Origin of the sequence: Gimesia aquarii (assembly GCF_007748195.1) — a bacterium.
Classification (GTDB): Bacteria; Planctomycetota; Planctomycetia; order Planctomycetales; family Planctomycetaceae; genus Gimesia; species Gimesia aquarii.
In genome coordinates this window covers 7,168,664-7,192,114 of sequence record NZ_CP037920.1, presented here as the reverse complement: position 1 = coordinate 7,192,114, position 23,451 = coordinate 7,168,664, and the positions used below count along the sequence as shown (strand labels likewise).

Genomic DNA, 23,451 nt, shown 5'->3' with positions numbered 1-23,451 from the left:
TATCAGAGTCCATGCGATTCTTCATCGCTTTGATAAGACCTTATTATTGAGGTCATAAATTGATTTCTTCGAAGAAGGAATGGAATGCTGTAGTTCGAAGAGCAATAAGAACAAACTGGATCCACTAAACTCAATAAGGATGTTCCTACTGAGTTTGCAGACTTAATTCGCTTTCATCGAGCGCATTTTGTAGAGTGGCTGAATATTCTTTGTACTGGCGGTCCAGCTCGGTATAAGAGGCGCCGGTTAGCTCTTCCAGAGTTTTTGCGTTGTTGCGAACTCGGGAGTTAAAGCTATAAAGTTGTGTCAGCTGACTGATAAAAGCGTCGCGATATTTTCGGCCTTCAGCATGCATAAAAAAATGAGACAATCCTGAGGCTTGACTATAGTTGGGACTTATGTTTGGGCTCGTCTGAAATGCATTACGGCCCATAGAGGCGAATGTCTCCAGAGGAATATAATAGTTATCTTGCAGGAGACGATAACGGGCTGCGTTGAAGCGAATATGCTTTGGATTCCCGGATCTGAAAACATCGCCTTTTTTCTCAAATGATTCCATATAGCAGGCAATGCCCTCGATGGCCCAAAAATGATTCTTCTCGCCAACTTCCCTGTTTTTGGAAACGATACCCGCTTCATAAAACAATTGATGCGTTGCTTCATGATAAAGTGTTCCCAGATCGCCTTCCGCATCAGGGCGATGGTAAAAATGAGAAATCCGATCACCAAACAGATAAATACCGTGTGTTAATCCGATTTGTGGAATCTCTTTCTGTAATCTATTTACGTATTCTTCCCGAGTACTGTAGTAATGCATCACATGCTGATGACCATTTTTTCGTTTGAAAAAATTTCTGGCTCCTTGAAACAACTTATTCAGTTGCTCTGGTGTATTGAAAAAGCCGACGAAGGTCTGATGGAAGTAGCGATAAAAATCTTCCATTTCGGTTGCCAGTTTGACACCCATTTCAAGGCTGTGATTCGTTTTAATCAGAAAATGTTCGGTACGGATTTCCCAGGCGTTTCGGAAGTCACGCCTGATTTCCGCTTCCTGTGCTGACGACTTCCACCGACCATTGACGTAGCGTTCTCCTTTTTCATAGCGGGCAATATGAGCGGCCGGAAGCCAGCCATACTTTTCGTGCCATTGATACTTTCGGCGTTGCATCTCCTTTTCGAAAGGAGTAACCCAGTCATTGCCGTTACGAACGTAACCCAGAATCAATCTAACTGAGCGATGATCCGGGTTAAGAAAAGCGGTTTCTAAGACCAAGTCATATGCAAAACTGGGAAAGCCTGCATGCAATACTTTGCGCGAAAACACAAACAGATCATTTGCTTGTTTTTCCTGCAGATTACGAAGTTTCAAACGCCAGGCACGTTCTCCTGTGGGTAGGTTAAGAGGAATTTCATCACGCACTGATTTTGGAAGTGGATTTGATTGCGGATCAAGCTCATCTAACTCTTTCAGCAACTGGGTGATTTTCTGCACTCCATCAAGTTGTTGATCTTGCTGGCATTGAACGACTAGTTTCTTCAAATTCGCTTCAAAGTTTTTTTGCAAAGCCGCGTGTTGTTTCTGATAAGTCATCAGCGCGCGAGAGTTTTGTGCGAAGCTTCGAGTTGGCATTCCCAGTAGTAACAGGAAGATCATCAGACTGTAAAACGGGATGCTGAAATTAAAACGTCTATTCGTATCTTCAACCAGTCTCAAACGGGCAATAGCGATGCCGAAAATGGATTGATGATTTTGAATAGACATAATCGCAGTTCTTCCTTATTGAAACCGAAGCTGGAAATCTCGCTTTATAATTGTAGACGAGGCGATCAGCGGAAAAAAGAAGTATTCTTGAGATTAACCGTGAATTTGATTAAGGCAATCCTTGTATGACAGTTACACCATGTAATGTGACTCGATCATAAGTGGGTGCGAACTCGATTTCCTGCGATTCATTCATAGTTGGTCCGTTGCCCCCCTTAGAATAACGTCGGAGAGTCGCTTTACGGTTTCCAAAGGAACGCATTGTGTACAAGTCTTTCGATTCATCAAAGCTAATCGTATCGGCTCGAGCAATAAAAGATTGATTCATCGGGGTACTCTTGTTTTTGATGAGCGTATTCCCTTCCAGTTCTGCATTTCCTTTTGCTAAAACTGAAATGAATTTCTTTTTCTGACCGTTGATTTCATGCTGGATGAGTTTCAAAGAATTACTGCGCATCCATCCTGCTTGGGGGGGCAGTTTATTGGGATTTATGGTATCGAGAGGCCGTTTGACGGCTCCGTAGGTAATTTGCACGCGATCGTCGAAGTTAGTACTGCGTTGTGAAACATTACCCTCCATTTTGCCGTTAAAGTCAATCCGCGTGTAGGTCCAACTATCTGTGTCGGTCTTTTGTGGCTGATTGGCTTGTGAAACTTTTGTTTGCGAGTTAGGTTTTCCCGGATTTTCTCTCCGCCACAAAATCAACCACCCAGGACCGTGCGCTTCGGCATTGCCTGTTTCCTGATCGACATTCATCTGCCAGAAACTGGCGCGGCGAATTCCAATTAATCGATTTTCCAAATACTCATTGCTCTCTACTTCCACTCCATCTCGACAGGTAATGAAATGAACTTTTGGTTTCTGTTCCTTTGAGTTTTTTTCTGTAAAAGAAACTCGATCAGACAGAATTACTTCCATTTCCTGACAGCGTAGCCGGTTATCTCCCATATTGGTTCTGACTTTTCCGAAGAAGTTTGCTGTCAATCCATCGAAGATCATTTCCTTTTCCCAGTGTATTTCCAAAACATGATCAGACTGGTCTGCCGAACCACTTAGGGGAGATTTCGCTTTACTCTGTCCTTCGGTAATACCTTCTGCACCGGAAAGTAAACCAGCAGCAGATCGTCTGCCCCCACGCACAGGGAGCAGTAGTAGGCCTTTCCCCTGGACTTCAGCTCGGTTTGCAAGACGATAGAGAAAAATATTATCGCCTTCCATCTGGAAACCTCGTTCATTGATTTTCGCAGGTCTGCCAATGACATGTACCACTTGATCATTGTTGCCTTTGTTTCGGATATGCAACTGGTTACCAGTGATATGCAATGGTTTTTCTTGCGCACCATGAAGTTGTTGAACAGAGACATTTCCTTTGGTCCAAACTTCTGCGACTTCAGCTTTTTCGAGCGCATTCTTTTGCACACGCAGTGTCATAAAATCTGCAATTACCATTACTGGTTCGAGCGGTTTATTTGCGTCGCGTCTACCAAAGAAATCAGAATTTTTTTTACGAGACGGGAGCTTAGCTCGACCTTCTTCTGAATCAATAGTTTGATTGTCATTGGTTGAGACAGTTTTTTTAGGTTGGATTGAAAAAGGGCCACTTTGATTCATGGCGAGCGTCTGTATGCGCGTTGATTGAGGTGCCTTTAATGGAAGGATTGGATCCTCAACTGCAAATGCTACCTGTTTTACAGTCGGCTGTTGTAGCTGCGTTTGATTTCCAATAGGCGCATTGGGCGCTGACTGCGGGGTCGCTACGGGACCAAACCAGACTTCGAGCCGTTTGGTTTTTCCTCTGAGTTGGGGACTGTAAATGGCAACATCCTGCTCCGCAATCATTTTGTACGGATCCAGTTTGTTCTGCATCTTTCCAGAATCGGTTAAGGCTTGTTGACTTGATCCTTGTTTTTTTGAATCGATTTCTTTTAAAGAAGGCAGATCGCCTTTTAACCATAAACGTATTTTTTGTGCGGCGATTGCAAATTTTTCAAGTGGCTGAGTGACGAAACACTGCTTTTCCAGTTCTACCATTTCAAGTCCATTTTGTGGATCAATGGTTTTTTTCATCTGTTTGGCCCATTGGATTCTGGTTAACTGGTCTGTGTTAGCATCATGGTATTTTATCCGGCCAGCTCCTTTGCAGGTAACCGTTTCCAACTTGCCCTCTTGGTTCTGGATAATGGTGATTTCAGGACACCAGAGTTCTGAAGATTGCTGCTTAATGTAAACATTTCTTTTGTCAGTTAGAACGATGGTTTTGGTTTCTTCGTTATAGGAAAGTCGCGTCATTGTGCCTGAAAATTGATTTTCTTCGGAGATGAGTCTGACATTACTGCCGGTAGCAACGAGTTGTTGGAATTGAAGATTACCACTAGAACGAACGAGGTCAGTCTTGTCAGACGTTTTTGGTGTTGTTGTTTGACTTTCAGCGTCTTCTTTGCGAACAAACTGCAATTGTAAGTTATAACATTCTAATGTATCTTTTTGGTACGGGCTGGTTGGTTGATAAACGCGAACGTTGTCGGTAAACGTTCCCTGATTTGTTTCCAGGTTAAATGTAAAGCTCCCTGCGCTTTTTACAGTTGCAAAACGTGGCTTTCCGTTTTTTGATGACGCCGGTTTTTTTTTCAAGGCCAGTTTCATATGCACGTCCCGGCGAAGTACGATTTCTCGAATGCCCTCTGCAGCCGGCTTGAGCTCCGTTGGTTTCGTGGCAGAAGGGATTAGTTTCATTTCAATGCCACGCGCCTGACCTTCGTGATTTTCATATGCAAAACGAACTTCGTGATCGCTCCAGATGTTCATGGATGATTCATCGTAGAAGAAATTACGTCCATAAATGACTAGACCATTCGGTCCTGTAATTTTTACATTGCCTTCTAGTGAGCCAGCAATCATCCGCCCGGGGTCAGTGTGTTTGACCCCAAATGGGAATTCAAAACGAATCAGCGCCTCTTGACTCATTAATGCAAATGGTTGTTCAGCTTTCCCTTTTTTCTGGTCGAACATCAACATCGCAAACGGTTTCAAGCGTGCTGCTTTTTTTTCTTCTTCCTGCTCCCATTTTTCAGTATAGACGAAGACATTTTCATCCTGGAATTGGTATCGAGCATCAGCGGCCCAGGGACTTTCGGGTAGATGCGTTTTGGCTCTTTCGTTATTCCCTGTTGCATAAGCAGGCGATTCGATGACTTCTTTCGGAAATTCGCGGCGGATCACTTTTTCTTTAATCACAAGTCGTATCGCCTGCGCATAAACAAGGTACGCACCAGTTAGTGAAGCTGTTGTGACCCAGATCAACAACAGACGACTGGCTATCAGGCGATCGAATAATCCATTCCGATTATGGTGAATGGCTTCTGCCATAGAAATTACAAGGTCGTTTCTAAAATAGGATGTGACTTATTGAAAGGAAAAAATAAAAATCCGAAATTAACTCGCTTGAGTGTTCACTTCGGCTGATTCACGTTGTGGTTGCCAACCAATGACATCGGTAATATCGATGAGACCTACTAAGTAATGTTGTTGATCTACGACAGGCAGTTCGCTTAATTTACGAGTTTTAAGTAATGTAATTGCTGCTTCCAATGAAGCATCAGACTGAATGGTTGTGGGTTCGGCTGTCATAACTTCGGAAATAGGACGATCCAGCTGTCCTTCGCGACGTTCTTCCAGTAGTCTGGCGAGGTCACTATCAGTAAAGATACCGGTGACCTGATCTAATCCATTGACAATAATCACAGCACCACTTCGGCGACCGGGACGACTCAACTGAATGAAAGCCTCTCGAATGGAAGTGGTTTCTCTGGTGACACGCACTTCCTTACGATCGCGCATCACTTCATTGATTTTCGTCAAACGTCGTCCCAGACTTCCGCCAGGATGAAATGTCGCAAATTGTAATGGAGTGAACCCGCGTGCTTTGCTGATCACGAGAGATAAGGCGTCCCCCATAGCGAGCATTGCGGTAGTCGTTGTGGAAGGCGCCAATTGATGTATGCCTGCTTCTTTTAAATCCCCTAAACATAACACTACCTGAGATGCCCGTCCAAGAGTGCTTGTCTCGTGGGCAGTGATACTAACCAGTGGCAGGTTCATTTTCTGGATGAGTGGTATTAAGCGCCGTAGTTCCTCTGTTTCACCACTGTTAGAAAGCGCGAGTAACGTATCATCGGTATGAAGACAACCCAGATCTCCGTGAATGGCTTCTGCCGGATGTAAGAAATGAGAACGTGTGCCTGTAGAGGAAAGTGTGGCACAAATTTTTTGCGCGATGAGTCCCGCTTTTCCCATTCCTGTGAGAATCACGGCTCCTTTTCTTGACAGAATTAAATCGATGGCATCACAGAACTCAGTTCCCAAATTCTGTCCCATCTGGTGTAAGGCATCTGCTTCGCAAGAAATGATTTCACGCGCATCACGTAATTGATCAAACTGTGAAAACTCGATTACCGACCTTGCAGGCAGAGAACTCATGTCGCCATTCCTTTGTCGCATCCTTGAGGGCATTTTCAGGGGAGCGGAAGTATAAAATGAAGCCCAAAACGGGTCAATCCGAGTCCAGGAACATCAAATTGGCGTAAGTTACTGTTTTAAAATGGCTTATCGAACTTTGTTAACTGAAGTTATTCCAACGACTGGCAGTATAATCCTTCTTGTTATGATTTCATGACAAGGATTGTAGAAGAATGCACGAATCGACACTCGTATTTTGTATGAGACCATCTAAAATGTTTTTTCCTTCGATAATCTAGTGATAGATAGTTAACTCTATCTCACTATCTGCCACACATATTCTAAAAAGAACAATAGCCTTGGTGATTTCGATGGCGGATTCATTTTTTCATGAAATGATTTTCTCAACATCTTGAGCTATTTATGCTTAGATAGCTCAGGTAACAGTAGACGGATAATTATGTTTGTAGATCGTGTTGATATTTATTGTAAAGCCGGTGATGGTGGAGATGGTTGTGCCAGTTTTCGACGGGAAGCACACGTACCTCGTGGTGGTCCCAATGGTGGGGATGGGGGTAAAGGCGGAGATGTTGTTGTGCTTGCAGATGAGAATGTCAGTAGTCTGGCGAATCTCATTGGTCATAAACATTGGAATGCGGAGCGGGGAGGCCACGGGCAAGGGAGTTTAAAAACAGGGAAAAGTGGCCAGAATGCTATCATCATGGTCCCCCCCGGTACGCTGGTACTGGACAGCAAGCGCGGGCATCTCTTACGTGATATGAAACAGAGTGGTGACCGAGTTGTCGTAGCGAAAGGTGGGGATGGTGGACGTGGAAATCGTCATTTTGCGACAGCCACTCATCAGACACCCCGTGAATTCGAGCCTGGAAAGCCAGGAGAACACCGGGATGTTTCACTCGAATTAAAATTAATCGCTGATGTCGGACTAGTGGGGAAGCCCAATGCTGGAAAATCCACTCTATTAAGCCGCCTTTCTAAGGCACATCCTGAAATCGCCGCTTATCCATTTACCACAAAGTATCCTAATTTAGGGCTTGTGCGCGTCGGCTTTGACCATCAATTTGTGGTGGCTGATATCCCTGGTTTAATTGAAGGCGCCCATGCCGGAATCGGGCTCGGGCACGAATTCCTGAGGCATGTCGAGCGGACACGGGTGCTTGTGCATCTGGTAGAACCTTCACCCATGGATCAAACCGATCCCATTCAGAACTATCGCCAAATTCGGGAAGAAATGCGGCTCTATGATCCTACTCTGATGGAACGTCCAGAAATCATCGTCGTCACCAAGTGCGAACTTCCCGATGCAGCTCCCGTTGCAGAGTTACTGGAAGAAGAGCTAGGTCATTCCATAATACAGATTTCATCTGCTACGGGAGAAAACCTGGAACAATTGATTCGGATGATTGTCGACGAACTGCAAACGCTGGAAATTGAGGCTTGAATCTTGTGAAGGAAGACAAGTTGAGTTTGAACAATCACGAAAATAAAGAGTCTACCCAGACTCCTACTGAATCTACGAAATCTGAAGTGACTTCCAGGGAGATTCGGGTTCGTTTTGGAAAATATGGCGCGGGACTGATGATGGTGTTGGGCTTCGCCTTTCAAGCGTTTTTCAATTCGTCCCACAGTCAAACCCAGAGGATTACTGAGTTGGGTATACTAATGCTGGTTGGTTTCTTACTAGGATGGGTTTTTGCACGCATCCGATTTTGAAGCCTTTATGATTACCGCGTTCCAAATTGTAAATATTGCATTTCCAATTGTGATCTGATAACGATTGCAAATTCTACAAAACAGTTTTGATTCATTTCACACTCTACTGTTACGGTAAAATTTTCAATAATGTGCTATAAGTGATTAAAAAATTTAGACTTAAGCTGTATGCACTAGAGTCTTTAAAAGATCAAATTTACTTTTTTCTCATCATTGGTCTCATGTTTGCATAAAAGAAGATTACCTGTTACCAACCCCTTTCGTCTGAATCGGATTCACCGACGATGGTTTCAGGTGACTCGAACCACAGGTTCAGCAAGCGATCAAATCTCAAAACCCCATTTCGAGTGATCGACCCAAAACTATCCCGTTACAATCAATTAAGAGTTTGTCAGCCAAGACCAGCATCTCTGGCTGCATCAATAAGGAACAAGAGGGCATGGAAGCTCAACTTTGTCGTTGTCTCATTTTGTGTTTGGCTTCATTCATTTCGCTGGGAGCCTCTTATAAGACTCCTAATTTTGTCACACATGCACCAACTCCAGAGATTGCCAAACAGATTGGCGATGCTGCAGAAATCTACCGAAAAGAGTTAGCCATTACCTGGCTGGGTCACGAATTACCAAAGTGGTATGCCCCATGTCCGATTAAAGTCAAAGTTGGTAACTATGGTGCAGGAGGGGCTACTACTTTTTCCTTCGACCGTGGTCAAGTGTTTGGCTGGGACATGCAGATTCAGGGGACATTGGAGCGAATCCTGGATTCTGTATTACCTCATGAAGTCAATCATACTATTTTTGCTTGCTACTTTCGTCGTCCACTTCCGCGCTGGGCTGATGAAGGGGCTGCTACGATTGTGGAACACGAATCAGAGAAAAAGCGTCAAAGATTATTAAACCGGCAAGTGATGGGAACCAATCAGCGTATTCCTCTCAGGCGTTTGCTGTCGATGAAAGAATATCCATCCGAAATGCAACAGGTCCTCACACTTTATGCAGAAGGATACTCACTTGCTGATTTCCTGCTGCAAGCCGGTGGTAAAAAACGTTATTTGATGTTTCTGGAAGACGCACATAAAAATGGCTGGGATGAAGCGATCGCGAAGCAGTATAAATACAAAAATGTTGAGCACTTGGAACAACATTGGAGTAAGTGGATCATCGCTGGTAGCCCTTCTTTACAGCTTCCTGCTGACCAACAACTTGCAACCAACGAACAAAAACCAGAAAACAAAAATCTTGTGATTCGATCACAAAGCCCGGATGACGAAGAGGCAGAGGTTGCTTTATCACAAGGCGAACAAACAACATTGGCAAGCTTGGATGAGCAAAGAGATCAAGCCTTACGTAAGTCACGACCACTTCCCATTGAATCACGAATTCCTTTTGATGGCCGCAGAGTAAAGAGTCATGAGCATCGTTCTACGGTAGCCTTTGTTCCCGAATCAAAGCGGATTCCACGCAATGCCCTGGATCAGAAAAGAGAGCAGTCAGTGCGTGCCCAAGTTCGGTCCCAACCAAAGCGAATTGCTCAAAACAGGAGTTCTCAGTGGCCTGCCAAGCGTTTTAATCGAGTTGCGAATCCTGGTGGTGGAATCAGTCTAGGTGAGTCTGCCGAAATTGATTTTTAGATCAAGCCTCAAGGTTCGGCAGAACGGCAACCCGATAAGAGCGTCGATTTGCTGATTCAGCAAATGCAGCAGATACATCTTCCAGAGAAAATGTCTGTTCGCAAAGTCGATGAAACGGATAGGTTTTTTGATGTCGTTCAAGAAAGTTCAGCGCATTTGCGAGATCAAAGTCGATATAATTGTGAATTCCTTCTAGTCTGATTAGTCGACGTACAATTTTTTCTGCTGGAAATTGAACCGGTCGTGCGGGGTATACCGAACCGACGAGAATCATTGTGCCACCAATGGCAGTTGCTTCCAGACCACTCTCAATGACTTCTGGTACGCCCGTCATATCAAACACAAAATCGACACCTCGACCTTGAGTCAAATGTTGGATCTCTGCATGCAGAGGCTGCTCTTTTTTTACCAACAATGTATGATTTGCTCCAAATTCCAGGCTCCGTTTGAGACGTGATGCGTCGATGTCTGTAATAAAGATGGATTCAGCACCTTTCGAATGTGCTACAGCCGAGGCAGTCACTCCCAGCATTCCTGCACCCAATATTAATACGGAGCGATTTTTAACATCGCCGGCAAGTCGAAACGCGGCCATAACAGTTGCGGTCGCACAATTGGCAGGACTGGCAATCAGATCAGGCAGTGATTCTGGTACTTTGAAAAGAGTCGTACCTTTGGCCAGATGGCAATGGCTGGCCAATCCACCACTCAGGTAATTTGCGTCTGTCAATTTTTGATGACCATATTTGAAGAGTCGAGAACATTTTTGTGTTAGTCCACGTCGACAGTATTCGCAGTCTTTGCAGGAAACGGCAACAGACCAGGTAATTCGATCACCAACTTTGACAGGACGTTCCAGAAAATCCACGGTCGGATATTCAGGGTGTATGTCGACTACGCGTCCTACCATTTCGTGCCCGAGTATGGTAGGGCAGGGAGTGGTGCGTGTACCTTGAAATGTATGCAGGTCACTCCCACAAATTGTGCAACAGAGGATTTCTACGAGCACTTCACCAGGCTGTAGTTCAGGTTGCTCTACAATCGAACATTCTAATGTTGGCTCACTACCTGTCAAAACGATCGATTTACATTGAGCATTCATGTTTTTATATCTAATAATAACGAGGAAAATAAACTATTCGAAATATATGACGCTTTGTGTTGAGATTCTAAAAGATACAGGTTGATGATACTTTTTTATAGGATTTGTACTGATGAGCGAAAAGTGTACTTCTTTATTACTTTATGAAACATGTTCTAAGAAACTGTGATAGCATGTAGTACCTGTTCAATATGTTCAACCAAAGCCAACATGTCGTCAGGAAATACATTACCGATATTTCCAATTCGAAATGTTTCGGCCTGACTTACTTTACCCGGGTAGATCACATAGCGGCGTTTTTTTAACTCGTCGTAAAATTCGTTAAACGAAAACTGTGGATGCTCCGGATAATAAAACGAGGTTATGATTGGCGATTGTAATTCGCGCGGTAAGAGCGTATTCAAACCTTGTTTTTGCATCGCAGTGACCAGTGTAGATTGATTTTCAGAATAACGGTTATATCTCTGCTGAATACCTCCTTCTGTTTCCAGTTCTTTCAAGGCTTGGAGAAAGGCACAGACTACATGTGTCGGAGACGTGTATCGCCATTTTCCTCCTTTGTGTTCCATTTCATTCCATTGACTAAAAAGATCCAGACTCAGAGAGCGTGCGAAACCAGCCGTTTGTTCTAACATCTTCTGGTTAGCGATGACGAAACCAAAACCGGGAACGCCTTGAATGCATTTGTTGGATGATGATATTAGATAATCAATATGATGCGATTCCATTGAAAGTGGAATTCCACCGAAGGAAGACATAGCATCTAGGATATAATCTTTTCCTGCCTCAGCGACAATCTTTCCCACCTCAGCTGCCGGGTTCAACATACCTGTTGTTGTTTCGCAGTGAACCATTGCCACATGGGTGATTTGATTATCGGTTGCCAGATAATTTCGGATTTCATCGAGATCAGGTGGTTCCGTTTCGGGGTACGACAGCTCCTTCAGACTGATATTCAAACAGCGAGTGATTTGTGCGATACGTGCTCCATAAGCTCCGTTGGAAATCACCAGCAACTTTCCATCAGGGGGAATCACCGAGCCGATAGTTGCTTCGACGGCAAATGTACCGCTTCCCTGCATGAGTACGGACGTGTAGCCTGATTCATTAGTAGCAAGTTGAACCAGGCGATTGCGGATCTCCACCACACGTTGGTTATAGTCAATATCCCAGGTCGAATAGTCAACCTGCATCGCTTCGCGCACACTCTTTGTTGTGGTCAAAGGGCCTGGTGTCAGTAATAAGTAGGGAATCTCTGCATCCATCTTAGAATTCTCTCGATTCAATTTGATCAATGATTTCTGGAAGTGTATTCAATGTTGGAATGACAAAATGGGCGCCCGCATTTTTGAGCTTGGTTTCTGCGGCGTGTAGTCTTTCTTGTTGTTGTTCGCAGTTTAACTCTTCAAATTCAGAAAGCGATAAACCTACCTCACTGCCTGTTTGTGTCAGACCCACAGTCCACGTTCCCGCGTTCAGACCAGCTTCAATGTCAGGAATGGTATCACCGACTTTGATGACCGAAGTGGGAGGAAATACATTGAGGGCCTCCATATTTCGATAAATCATCCAGGGAGCAGGCCGCCCTGCAGGAACTTCATCTGCACACATGGAGAAATCGGGGGTATAACCATGGGAACTCGCAATCTCCAGGATCGGTTCTGCAACGATTCGCGGGTAACCGGTCGTCGAGCCAATTTTCATACCCCGCTCCCTTAGCAGGGATATAGTTTCGCAGAGACCGGGAACGAGTTCAGTATAGTTAAGCGCTTCTTTAACTTGCAGAGGCATAAAAGTATTGTAAATGTGCTCGACGTCTTTTTCTGCCCAGGGCTTCTGATGCACCTTCTCCCATTGCGCGGCAATTTCTGGGATTTGAAAGAGACTGCGGATGTGGTCTTGCTTATGCAGGCCCATTGGCCCTCGTGCTTGTTGAGGCGTCAGTTCCACACCACAAGTTTGAAATGCTTTAATAAACGCGGAGATCGGCGCAAAACAGCCATAGTCGATAGTCGTGCCTGCCCAGTCGAAAATAACAAGTTGAATTTTTAATGCTTTCATAATGACTTTCGATTGATAGATTTACAGAGTTTCTTGTTCCAGAACTCTGTCGACGTAAATTAAAAAATGTTCCAGTTCCGGTGTTTTATAATTGGGGATTTTTGCAGCTTCATCCCAACTGCGGAGACGTAGAGCTGCCGCATGCCAGGGATTATCTTCGAATATTTTCAGTTCTTCTTCTTCAAAGGGCCCTCCCTGAAGTTGCAGGCTCAGTACTGAGGCTGGTGACAATTGCGAATGGTATTGGGGGTCTAAAGCACAACGGTAGCGTTTGGCGTCGACATGCAAACGGATTGGTTCGGTCACATCGGGAGGAAAGTATTGAAGCAGCCACTGTGCACCAATGGATTCATGTAGATCGTCTATGCCTTGCTCGGCACAGTCTTCATCATGTTTGTGTAGTAAATGACCAATATCATGTAGTAATGCGGCAACAATTAATTCCAGAGCCTCTCCTGCTTGTTCTGCAGAAAAAGCCGCTTGTAATGCATGCTCTGTCTGTGTGACTGGTTCGCCGGCATACATCGAATTCCCTTTTTCAGTAAAAAGGAGCCGGATTTCTTCGACGATCTTGAGCGGATCATGTTTAAACATCAGGGACCTCGCTGTTAGATTTGGGTAAGAGTGCCTGAGCCAGATTCATTTCCCGTTCCTGAATTAACCAATACACAATGCCGGCAATGATGGCTGTACAACAAACGCCTGCCAATCCACCAAAGGCCATCTTCCAACCATAATTTTGGGCAATCATTCCAATTGTATAGCCAGATAGAATACCACCTAAATAGCCGGCAGAATCGACGAGACCTGCCACCGTCGAGCAACCTCGTTTTCCTCCCAGGTCAATGGCCATCACACCGGAAAGAAAGGAGTAGGGAGCCATTAGAAAAAACGCGACCAGTGAGAGAAGCGTGAGAGCCAGAATTGGCTTCCCAGAGACATTGATAGTGGCGAGTAGTATCAACGATAAAACCAAGAGTACTAAACTGGGGAGCACGACCCGTCCATGTCTTCCACGTAATCGGTCCGAAGTGATTCCTGCCAGATATGTTGAGCAGCCTCCCACAAGAGGGAACAACATACTACCAATGGCAGCACTCCCGATATCAAATCGGGCTACTTCGTTTAGAAAAGTAGGCGTCCAAAAGTTGAACGTTTCACGCACTAAAGTGAGGCTGAAATTCATGATGCATATCAACCAGAATAATGGACTGGCGAGTAATGGTTTTAAAACCGCTTTAATCGAAATGCGTTCTGCATGATTTCCCTCTTCGCCAAAAACATTCATGGGGTTTGCATCAGGTTCAGGTAAACCTACATCGACCGGACTTGAGTTTAAGGTTCGATAAACAAATACGGCAATCAAAGTCAGAGAAAACGCGGCTACGAAAAAAACGGTTCGCCAATCCGTAAGAAATCCGAGAAGAGAATAATTTTCTCCGATTGAAATTAAACTGCCCAGATAGAATCGAGCGAACGCGTCTCCAAATAAGAAAGAAAGTGATAGTATCGCCATCACGGTTGCATGTCGTTCAACAGGGAACCAACGGGACGCAGTTTTCACCAGTGCGACCCATCCCATTGATTGAAAAAAACGATTGCAAGCCCAAAGGAAGATAAAGAATATCAAACCGGAGGCGAGCCCGAACAGAATTGAAAATAGGATCGAGCAAATCATACCCATCAAGAAAAGTAATCTGCCGCCGAGGAAGTCTGCCAGATAACCATTGATGATTTTGCCAACCGTATAAAGGATGATGCCCGCTGAGGCGACAGTCCCCATTTCGATTTTTGTAAATCCCTCTTTTAGCAGTAATGGCGTGGCGACAGCGAGATTAGAACGGCAGATATAATAACCGACATAACCCAGGAACAGACTCAGTAGGGTCATGCGTTGCCATTTTTTTGAAGTGTCTTTAGACATCGAATGCTGCTTAATTAGATGGAGAGTCGGCTGATGTTTTCTTTTGCCAGCCCGGGGCCTGTTGTCATCCCTTTGCCACCGATACCGGTGATGAGATCAATTCGTTCACTCAGAGAGTACTGAAAGAGCCCAGCTGATTTTTCTTCAGTATAAATACCACACCAGCGATCTGTGACTTTAAAATCTAGATTTACAAACATATTTTGTGCATAGTCTATCATCTTTGATTCAATCTCGGCTGACAGAAACTCGGTCGGCGGTTCCTCAGAATATTCATGCGAATCACCCAAAATAAATTCGTTGTGTTCATTTTGAGTGAACCAGATTTGAATGCCTCGGTCTTGTAAGGCTTCGTCCGGCAATTCCAGAGAAACGCCCTGTGAAAACTGAGCATTCAGAAATGCAGGATAACGTGTGAGTGCAATGGGGGAGGCAATGTTGACACCAAGCATTCGATGATTGGGATTTGCCAGCTTGAGCATCTGCAGTTTGCAATAATGGAGGTTACTTTCAGCATAGATTTCCGGAAACAGTGTTTGTAGATCGGCTCCGGAGCAGGCAAAAACCTGCTGAGCATAAAATTGTCTGCCATCTGCTGTTTTAATTTGACTATGATTCTTACGTTCTTCTACAGAAACGACCGTTGCTTTGGGAAGATAGTCACAGTCAGATGAGCTGGCGAACCAGTTGATAAACGCACGAAAGAACAATCCCGGGTCTAACTGTAAATCATTCGGAAAATAGAGACTTCCTTTGCAGAAATCCGTATTCAAACAGCAACTTGATTGAACTGTTTCTTTTGAGTTTCGAAACTCCGCTGGACAATATTCATCATGTTGTTCCTGCGCCATACGTTTCAAAAAAGAAGCTTCCGCTTCTGTATGGGCCAGATACTGTGTCCCGACACGGCGGATGTGAACTCCCAGCAGGTCAGATAACTCAGAATAAATCTCGCAGGAAGCCAAGGCACGGTCACGCCAGATACCAGGCGGCATTGCGCTCGGAATAATCAAGCCAAAATTTCTTATCGATGCTTGTTGTGGAAATACGTCTTTATCGATTAATAGCGTTTTTAACCCTCGTTGCATGGCGAAGTAGGCATGAAAAGCCCCCAAAACACCTGCACCGATCACAATGACATCGTAATTACGCTGATAAGGTTGAGTTGACATGCTTTAAGAATATGCAGAATCGGGATGAAAATCGAAAACGAAACAAGTTTGGGTCTGAGGAGAAGAACAGGAAAACTTCCCCGCAGACCTCTTTCAAACTTTGTTCTAGATTGAAAATTATGTAGGACTCAGTTTAAATTACAATGACAAATTGCGCAGTATAATTGATAATATTTACATCATCTTCATGGCTTCTTTAACAAATCATGCCTGGGATCCCATATGGTGAATTCGGTAAAAGAGTAAATTAGTTCCATTCGCAGTTCAGGAAAGATCCTATGTTAAGGTTCCCCGAGCGTCGCAAAATTGCTTTATTGGTACAGACTTCCAGTGACTGGAGTCGACAGATTATTGAAGGGATTGCCGACTATGCGACCGAGCAAGGGGGGTGGGATTTTTGGATTGAGTTTCGAGGTTTGAAAGAGCAGCTTCAGTTTCCCACTTCGTGGGAAGGGCACGGGACTGTTTGTCGCCTGACTGATACCCGAATCCAGCAATCGATTATTAAGCGACACTTACCGGCGGTCAATGTTTCGTGGCTTGGAAAGCATTCACAAAAAATTCCAAAAGTCGTTTCGGATGAAACTGCATGTGCGAATTTGGCAGCACAGTTTTTTTTAAAAAAAGGGTTCCGCTCATTTGGTTACATTGGGCCCGACCCGAAATCGAACTATCCAGAGACGATCCTGAACCAGTTTCGACGTGCAGTCAAATTGGCAGAAGGAGTTTGTTTTGATTTCCCTTATTATGAGCTCACAAAAGAGGCAGACTATGAAAAACAACAACAGCAGTTGAAACAATGGCTATGGGAACTCCCCAAACCAGTGGCATTATTAGTTTGGTCGAGTAAAGTGGGACGGGAAGTATCTACTGTCTGTGTGAATCATCATCTGGAAATTCCAGATCAGGTTGCTATTCTTAGCATTGAGCACGATCCTCTGATGTCCTCTCTTTCACCAGTTCCGCTTTCCTATATCAACCAGGCTCCTCATGCGGTAGGTTATACGGCGGCAACTCTATTAGATCAGATGATTCAAAGAAAGCCTGCACCAAAGAAGCCGGTTCTGATTCCCCCCTTGTCGATTGAGGAACGTGCTTCGACAGATACTTTATTTGCAGATGATGATTTGGTCAGAGAAGCGGTTCAGTTTATTCGCCAACATGCTCAGGGGCCGTTGCAGGTATCCGATCTCACAGAGCAATTGAATGTGTCCCGCCGTATTTTAGAGCATCGTTTTCAAAAGTCGTTGCACCGATCGCCGGCGAGTGAAATTCGACAGGAGAAATTAAAACGCATCACAAAATTATTACAAGATACAAACTTAACCATTTCACAAATCGCAGCACGTTGTGGATTCCAGCATCAGGAAGCGATGATTCGGATGTTTGGCAGACTGATGGGTATGTCTCCCCGTGAATATCGGCAAGCGAACCATTCCCGGAAGTAATCAAACTCCCTGGATAAATGATATCTCAACGACTGGCAAAGAATCTCCTGGTTCGTAGGAGGTATCATTTTTGCTGTAAATTGTCTCTTTCTTTGTTTGTGATGTGATAGAGAACGTGTTGTCGTAACGGATCTTTTTCTGACAGAGCCGGATGATCAAAATCGCAGAGATAAGACATACCGATTTTTTCCATCACACGTCTCGAAGCTAAATTTGCAGGGACCGTAAAAGAAAAAATCTCACTTAGTTTGCATTGCGTAAATCCAAACTCAAGTGCAACGCGTGCGCCTTCGGTCGCATAGCCTTGATTCCAAAAGGGAACAGCCAAACGCCAACCAATTTCGACACAGGGAGTAAAAACAGCTGTGAATTGGGGAACAGCTAGACCGATGAATCCGGCAAATTGACTGGTCTTTTTCACTTCTACTGCCCAGAGACCAAATCCGTGTTCCTCGAAATGAGCGATAATCCGCTTGACCATTTGTGAACTTTGTTCGTAAGAGAGCGTGTTTGGAAAGTGCTGCATCACCTGCGGATCCTTGTTCATTTCTGCAAAGGGAGCCACATCGGTTTCAGACCACTGTCTTAGAATGAGTCGTGGAGTTTCTAGCGTCATGAGTTTTTGATTTTCACCGAAAGCATACAGATGAGGTCAATCTAAAATATGCTGATGAATCTATGGTAAGGCCAATTTGAATTCAATTCAGCTTTCACTCCACAGAATCCGCTACTTCCGCGTATGATAATCAATAAAACTCACGCAAATCACGCTCAAAATGACAGAGTTGACTCAATCGAGATTGAATTCAGTCCCGCTGCTTGCTCAAATAGATTAACAAAACTAAATAATTCGAAATTAAAGAGTTTCGAATAGCTTAAGAGCGCTTCCATGGAGTATTTTTTGATGAGATCTTTTTGTCTGATCGTATTTTTTACCTTAATTCACGTTTTTAATTCCAATGTGCTTTTGGCCGCTGATTCTAACAGCACACCGACATTGATTCAGGTCCCCGGTACCTGGGAAGCGCAAGCAGACGGGAAATTTTCAGACCTGGATGGTTTTGCCTGGTATCGCTGTTATGTCAAAGTTCCCAAAAACTGGGCTGATATGACCGCACGTCCGCTCTGGCGCGATTCGGTAACACTTTCGATTGAGAAATTAGCGGATGCACATGAAGTCTATATTAATGGGACACGCATCGGCCAAATTGGAAGTTTTCCACCGCAGTTCGAGAGTGGTTATGAAAACTATCAACGCTATAAGGTTCCGCCAGGAACATTGAAAATAGGGCAATACAATACGATTGCCATTCGCGTCTATAACCAGAATGGTCCTGGCGGTTTTCGCGGTGTGCCTCCGATTCTAGCCGGTTACTTTCTGGAATGTGTTCTCAAAGGGAAATGGGAATTTTTACCAGGCGACAATCAAAAATGGGCGATTGCAGGATTGGAAACGAAACCGAATGCAGCCGCTTTCGATGAATTCACACCGGCGACTTCTACTCTAAAACGTTCTACCAAACTTTCTCCGGGTCGAAGATTGGCTCCCGAAAAATCAATGGAGTTATTTGAAACCGACGGTGATATGGTTGTCGAGCAGCTACTGACAGAACCAATGATTGGACAACCACTGTTTATGAGCTTCGATGAACGAGGTCGCATGTGGGTCGTACAATATCGTCAATATCCCTATCCCGCGGGTTTAAAAGTATTGAGCCGCAATAAATATTATCGGATGGAATTCGATCAGGTTCCTCCACCGCCACCTAATCATTTTCCCGGTAATGATCGGATTACGATTCATGAAGATACGAACGGCGATGGTAAATTCGATGAGCATAAAGTATTCGCGGGAAATTTGAATATCGCCACTTCCGTAGTCAAAGGGCGGGGTGGTGTGTGGGTGCTAAACCCACCTTATCTTATGTTTTATCCGGATAAAAATAATGATGATATTCCTGATGCCGACCCGGAAGTACATTTAAGGGGGTTTGGAATTTCCGATACTCATTCGGCTCCGAATAGTCTGCAGTGGGGGCCTGATGGCTGGCTCTACATGGTGCAGGGAAGTAACGTCGTTTCTCATTTAAAAAACAGCGATAAGCCCAAATCAAAATCAATTTACTGTGAAGGACCGGCGATTTGGCGCTATCATCCCGAGACAAAGCGTTACGAACTTTTTGCTGAGGGAGGAGGAAATGCCTTTGGTCTCGAAGTTGATGCAGAAGGGCGCGTTTACTCTGGTCACAACGGAGGGGGCACTCGTGGTTTTTATTATGTGCAAGGTGGATATTATGAAAAAGGAACCGAACGAAAATACGGCGATGTCAGTAATCCCTATGCGTTCGGTTTATTGCCATACATGAAGCATTCAGCGACACCCCGGTTTAGTCATGCACTTGTTAAATATGAAGGGGACACTCTCCCAGAACAGTATCTTGGCAAGCTATTGTCCGTCGACCCGCTTCATCAATATCTGGTATTTTCCAAAATTGAACCGTTGGGTTCTTCTTTTCAGACGGAAGATATCGGCTTCCCGTTGCGTAGCACGGATTTTGGTTTCCGACCTGTTGAAATTAAAGTCGGTCCTGATGGTGCAGTCTATGTGGCTGACTTTTACGAAGAATTCATCGCACACGGCCAACACTATCAAGGACAAGTCGATCCAAACTCCGGACGTATCTATCGCTTCAAGGCAAAGAATGCCAAGCCTCGGAAAGTTGAAGATCTCAGTAAAAAAACAACGCGTGATTTGCTTGAACTACTGAAGCATCCCAATGAATGGCATCGACGCACGGCGCTAAGGCTCATTGGAGACCGCAAAGATCAGTCAGTGCTTCCCATTCTCAAACAATGGATCAAGGAGGACGAGGGACAACTTGCGTTAGAAGCATTTTGGGCATTGAATCTATCTCAGGGATTTGACGAGACAATCGCCGAAGGAACTTTAAAGCATGACAATCCAATGGTACGTTTCTGGACCGTACGACTCCTTGGCGATGATATGGTCGTCTCCACCAACATGCGGCAGAAACTTGTCGAATTAGCGACTCAGGAACCCAATGCAGAAGTGCGTGGTCAGCTGGCGGCAACTGTCCGACGATTGCCTGCGGATGTCTGTCTACCAGTGGTAGATGCCTTGGTACGTTATCAAGAAGACATCAGCGATCCGCATCAACCTTTAATGGTCTGGTGGGCACTTGAATCCAAGGCTGTGTCTGACCGTGATCAAGTGATAGTATTGTTCAAAAATCAAGAATTCTGGAAACAACCACTGGTACAATCGACAATTCTGGAGCGATTGATTCGGCGTTATGCTACTGCTGGTACCCGCACCGATCTGATCACTTGCGCGAGGCTATTCGAATTGGCCCCTGATTCTGTATCCAGAAAAGCATTGATGACAGGTTTTGAAAGTTCGTTCAAAGGGCAGTCTTTAGCCGGTTTGCCTGAAGCACTGGTGCAAGCACTCGCTAATGCCGGCGGTGGCTCTACGACTTTGCAAATGCGATTGGGAAACAAACAAGCTTTGCAGATTGCTTTAGAGGCATTAAAGTCTACCGGTAAGAACCGAGGACAGCTCATCGAATACATTCAAGTGCTCGGCGAATTACAGGAACCTCAAGCGCTTCGCCCGATGCTGAAATTGTTAAGTACAACAAACGATGCAGGACTGCAGACCGGTTTATTAGTTGCTTTACAAAAATTTAATCAACCCCAAGTCGCTCTGACAATCCTCGAACGTTATTCTGCGATCACCGCGGACGTGCTAGAAGTCGCTCAGAACACACTCGTGAGTCGAAAAGACTGGACGCACGCATTTCTGAAAGCGATCGAAGCAGGACAAATCGAGTCTAAGGCAATTCCTATAGATATAGTTCGTAAGATGACGATTCATCAAGATCAGCAAATTGCTGCCTTGGTAGCCAAGCATTGGAAAGAAGTGCAGGGTGCTTCCAATCAACAGATGCAGGCCAACATCGCCCGGATTTCAAATTTACTGAAAACAGAGAAGAGTGATGTCTATCATGGAAAAGAGCTCTATCAAAAAAATTGTGCAAAGTGCCATATTTTGTTTGGTGAAGGCAAACGAGTGGGGCCTGAACTGACTCAATATAAACGTGATGATTCTTTACGCATGCTGATGCATATCATCAATCCGAGTGCAGAAATTCGCGAAGGCTACGAAACATATCTTGTGATTACCGAAGATGGTTTGGTGGTTTCTGGGTTCTTGTTTGACCAGGATAAACAGATTGTTGTGATTCGTGGTGCCGATGGTCAAAATGTGACGATTAAACGGGAAAATATCGATGAGATGATCAAGCAGCCCAAGTCACTCATGCCCGAAGGTCTGCTTGACAAACTAAGTGACCAGGACCTGCGTGATTTATTTGGATTTCTACGAAGTAGTCAACCGGTTTTTAAGTAGCAGGTTCTGAAAGTGAAATTTCATGAACGACTCTAAGTACTGATGCCGTTGCGCACTTGGTGGTTGTTCAATACTATTTTCGGGGTTAAATCCGTGTTGGCGTATATGAAAATCAGAATGATTTGTTGAATACGAAGTCATTCCCGGCTACGATCGATTCGGCCATACGAAATAGAGCCTGTCAGGGGAATGCCCATTATTATCCTGAAACAGCGAACAGAGGGAGTATTGGATAATGACTTACCGTATCGCTATCGCTTTAATACTTAGTTCTCTCGTCACTTTCTCTCTACAAAATTTACTCTCGGCAGAATCGCGTACTCTGCCAACTGAACCGATTGAAATTGGCACCGTGCCCCAATTTGTTTTCGACGGTTACATTGTCGATAATTATTATGCTTTGAAATACAAACAGCAATCGATGGAACGCATTTTTCATGCGCCAAAAAAGCATGGCATGAATCCACTCATTTCCGGTGAAGGTGGCTATGTCAATGTTCGCCGTGATTCACAAACCGGACGGTTTCAGATGTGGTATCAGACCCATGCCCCGAAGCTAGATGAGCAAGGAAAATTCATCGGCTCGAATTATGCGATTGCCTACGCAGAGTCCAAAGATGGTTTAACCTGGAATCGTCCCAGGCTGGGCTTACTAAATTGGAATGGGACCAAAGACAACAATATTGTCTGGAAAGGCATTACCGACAAACGTGCCAGTGGACCATGTCTACTTGATATACCCGAAGGGGAAAGAAAAGGGTATCGTTACCTGATGTCCTACCACACTGGAGGAGCCGGTAAAGGGATGAATGGGATTCGTGTAGTAGGTTCACACGACGGTGTTCATTGGGACAAATCAAGCGACTCGCTCTTGGCAGAACTACATAGCGATACGCTGAATAGCATCGTCTATGATCCCATTTCCAGGCAATATGTAATGTATTGCCGAGCGAAACATATTTACCGTACTTTTAAAGGTTCTATTCTCGACACAGGAGCGTCACGGCGCGTCGCAAGGATGACAGGACCATCAATCTGGGAAGAGTGGGCCACCGAACCCCAGAATATTCTGGTTCCGGACGAACTTGATAATTCGAATCAATTCAATTTTTTTTATGGAATGCCCGTTCGTTATCATGCGGGCATCTTCTGGGGCGCTTTATGGCCATTCAAAATGAACACAGATATTGTCACCGAGCTTGCTTTCAGTAGAGATGGCGTTCAATTCGAGAGACTTGCTTCCCGTCCGCAACTGATTGCACTTGGAAAAGAAGATAGTTGGGATGATGGAATGGTGTTTGGAAACCATTGGATCGAAGTCGGTGATGAATGGTGGTTTTATTATGCCGCTTTTGATGGTCCACATGGTGATTCAAGCGATCGAAAGCCGGGTATCGGCTTGGCGACTACTAAAAAAGAACGTTTGATTTCATTACATGGTCCGCGTGATGGTGGAGTGATAATTACCCGTAAGATCAATTGGCGAGGAGAGAAACTGATTCTTAATGCGAATGCGAGTCAGGGAGAAATCAAAGTCCGTGTCTCTGATGCAAAACGGAGAGTGCTGGATGGATTCGACTACGATGACTGTGTCCCATGTAATTCTGACAATGTTCGTCACGAAATCCATTGGAAAAAGCAGTCCATCGGTTCTCTCAAGGGACAAATTATTCGGCTGGAATTTCTTCTGCTGAATGCAGATCTGTTTACTTTTCGCGCGGATGAATGAA

At 44.6% G+C, this 23,451-nt stretch carries 15 protein-coding genes; 5 read left to right on the top strand and 10 right to left on the bottom strand.

Features of this window, described 5'->3' with window-relative positions; genetic code table 11:
- Positions 1-145: 145 nt before the first annotated feature.
- The 3 genes from V144x_RS27350 to V144x_RS27340 all read right to left on the bottom strand — a co-directional run bounded on the left by V144x_RS27350 (position 146) and on the right by V144x_RS27340 (position 6,239).
- The gene (locus V144x_RS27350) at positions 146-1,762 is read right to left on the bottom strand and encodes a DUF1570 domain-containing protein (RefSeq protein ID WP_144990258.1); all 1,617 of its coding nucleotides are present in this window, start codon (positions 1,760-1,762) and stop codon (positions 146-148) included.
- 109 nt (positions 1,763-1,871) lie between these two features.
- A complete protein-coding gene (locus V144x_RS27345) occupies positions 1,872-5,129 on the bottom strand; it encodes a hypothetical protein (protein WP_144990256.1) in 3,258 nt (1,085 codons plus the stop codon).
- 66 nt (positions 5,130-5,195) lie between these two features.
- On the bottom strand, positions 5,196-6,239 hold the full coding sequence (locus tag V144x_RS27340; RefSeq protein ID WP_144990254.1) for a KpsF/GutQ family sugar-phosphate isomerase: 1,044 nt from the start codon (positions 6,237-6,239) through the stop codon (positions 5,196-5,198).
- Positions 6,240-6,678: 439 nt separating this feature from the next.
- Here V144x_RS27340 and obgE point away from each other — a divergent pair, with 439 nt between their 5' ends.
- Positions 6,679-7,680 carry a GTPase ObgE gene (gene obgE, locus V144x_RS27335; protein WP_144990251.1) on the top strand — a complete coding sequence of 334 codons (1,002 nt, stop codon included), beginning with the start codon at positions 6,679-6,681 and terminating at the stop codon, positions 7,678-7,680.
- Positions 7,681-8,391: 711 nt separating this feature from the next.
- Complete coding sequence (locus V144x_RS27330) at positions 8,392-9,582, top strand: hypothetical protein (protein WP_144990249.1); 1,191 nt, start codon at positions 8,392-8,394, stop codon at positions 9,580-9,582.
- 1 nt (position 9,583) lies between these two features.
- Here V144x_RS27330 and V144x_RS27325 read toward each other — a convergent pair whose 3' ends face one another.
- The 6 genes from V144x_RS27325 to V144x_RS27300 all read right to left on the bottom strand — a co-directional run bounded on the left by V144x_RS27325 (position 9,584) and on the right by V144x_RS27300 (position 15,841).
- A complete protein-coding gene (locus V144x_RS27325) occupies positions 9,584-10,684 on the bottom strand; it encodes a zinc-binding dehydrogenase (RefSeq protein WP_144990248.1) in 1,101 nt (366 codons plus the stop codon).
- Between the two features lie 155 nt (positions 10,685-10,839).
- A complete protein-coding gene (gene phnW, locus V144x_RS27320; protein WP_144990246.1) occupies positions 10,840-11,949 on the bottom strand; it encodes a 2-aminoethylphosphonate--pyruvate transaminase in 1,110 nt (369 codons plus the stop codon).
- Position 11,950: 1 nt separating this feature from the next.
- On the bottom strand, positions 11,951-12,745 hold the full coding sequence (gene phnX / locus V144x_RS27315; protein WP_144990244.1) for a phosphonoacetaldehyde hydrolase: 795 nt from the start codon (positions 12,743-12,745) through the stop codon (positions 11,951-11,953).
- 21 nt (positions 12,746-12,766) lie between these two features.
- A complete protein-coding gene (locus V144x_RS27310) occupies positions 12,767-13,339 on the bottom strand; it encodes a phosphonate degradation HD-domain oxygenase (protein ID WP_144990242.1) in 573 nt (190 codons plus the stop codon).
- Positions 13,332-14,669, bottom strand: coding sequence for an MFS transporter (locus V144x_RS27305; protein ID WP_144990240.1), 1,338 nt, complete (start codon positions 14,667-14,669; stop codon positions 13,332-13,334). The genes V144x_RS27310 and V144x_RS27305 overlap by 8 nt, the downstream gene beginning before the upstream one ends.
- Positions 14,670-14,683: 14 nt before the next feature.
- Positions 14,684-15,841: a TIGR03364 family FAD-dependent oxidoreductase gene (locus tag V144x_RS27300; RefSeq protein WP_144990238.1), complete on the bottom strand. Its 1,158-nt coding sequence runs from the start codon at positions 15,839-15,841 to the stop codon at positions 14,684-14,686.
- A 278-nt stretch (positions 15,842-16,119) separates the two neighbouring features.
- Here V144x_RS27300 and V144x_RS27295 point away from each other — a divergent pair, with 278 nt between their 5' ends.
- Positions 16,120-17,289: a substrate-binding domain-containing protein gene (locus V144x_RS27295; protein WP_144990236.1), complete on the top strand. Its 1,170-nt coding sequence runs from the start codon at positions 16,120-16,122 to the stop codon at positions 17,287-17,289.
- Between the two features lie 64 nt (positions 17,290-17,353).
- Here the strand turns inward: V144x_RS27295 and V144x_RS27290 are convergent, their stop codons facing one another.
- Positions 17,354-17,905, bottom strand: coding sequence for a GNAT family N-acetyltransferase (locus V144x_RS27290; protein ID WP_144990234.1), 552 nt, complete (start codon positions 17,903-17,905; stop codon positions 17,354-17,356).
- A 288-nt stretch (positions 17,906-18,193) separates the two neighbouring features.
- Between V144x_RS27290 and V144x_RS27285 the strand changes: the two genes are divergently transcribed.
- Together V144x_RS27285 and V144x_RS27280 are read left to right on the top strand one after the other, a co-directional pair.
- Positions 18,194-21,721 carry a PVC-type heme-binding CxxCH protein gene (locus tag V144x_RS27285; protein WP_144990232.1) on the top strand — a complete coding sequence of 1,176 codons (3,528 nt, stop codon included), beginning with the start codon at positions 18,194-18,196 and terminating at the stop codon, positions 21,719-21,721.
- Positions 21,722-21,956: 235 nt separating this feature from the next.
- On the top strand, positions 21,957-23,450 hold the full coding sequence (locus V144x_RS27280; protein WP_144990230.1) for a hypothetical protein: 1,494 nt from the start codon (positions 21,957-21,959) through the stop codon (positions 23,448-23,450).
- Position 23,451: the final 1 nt, after the last annotated feature.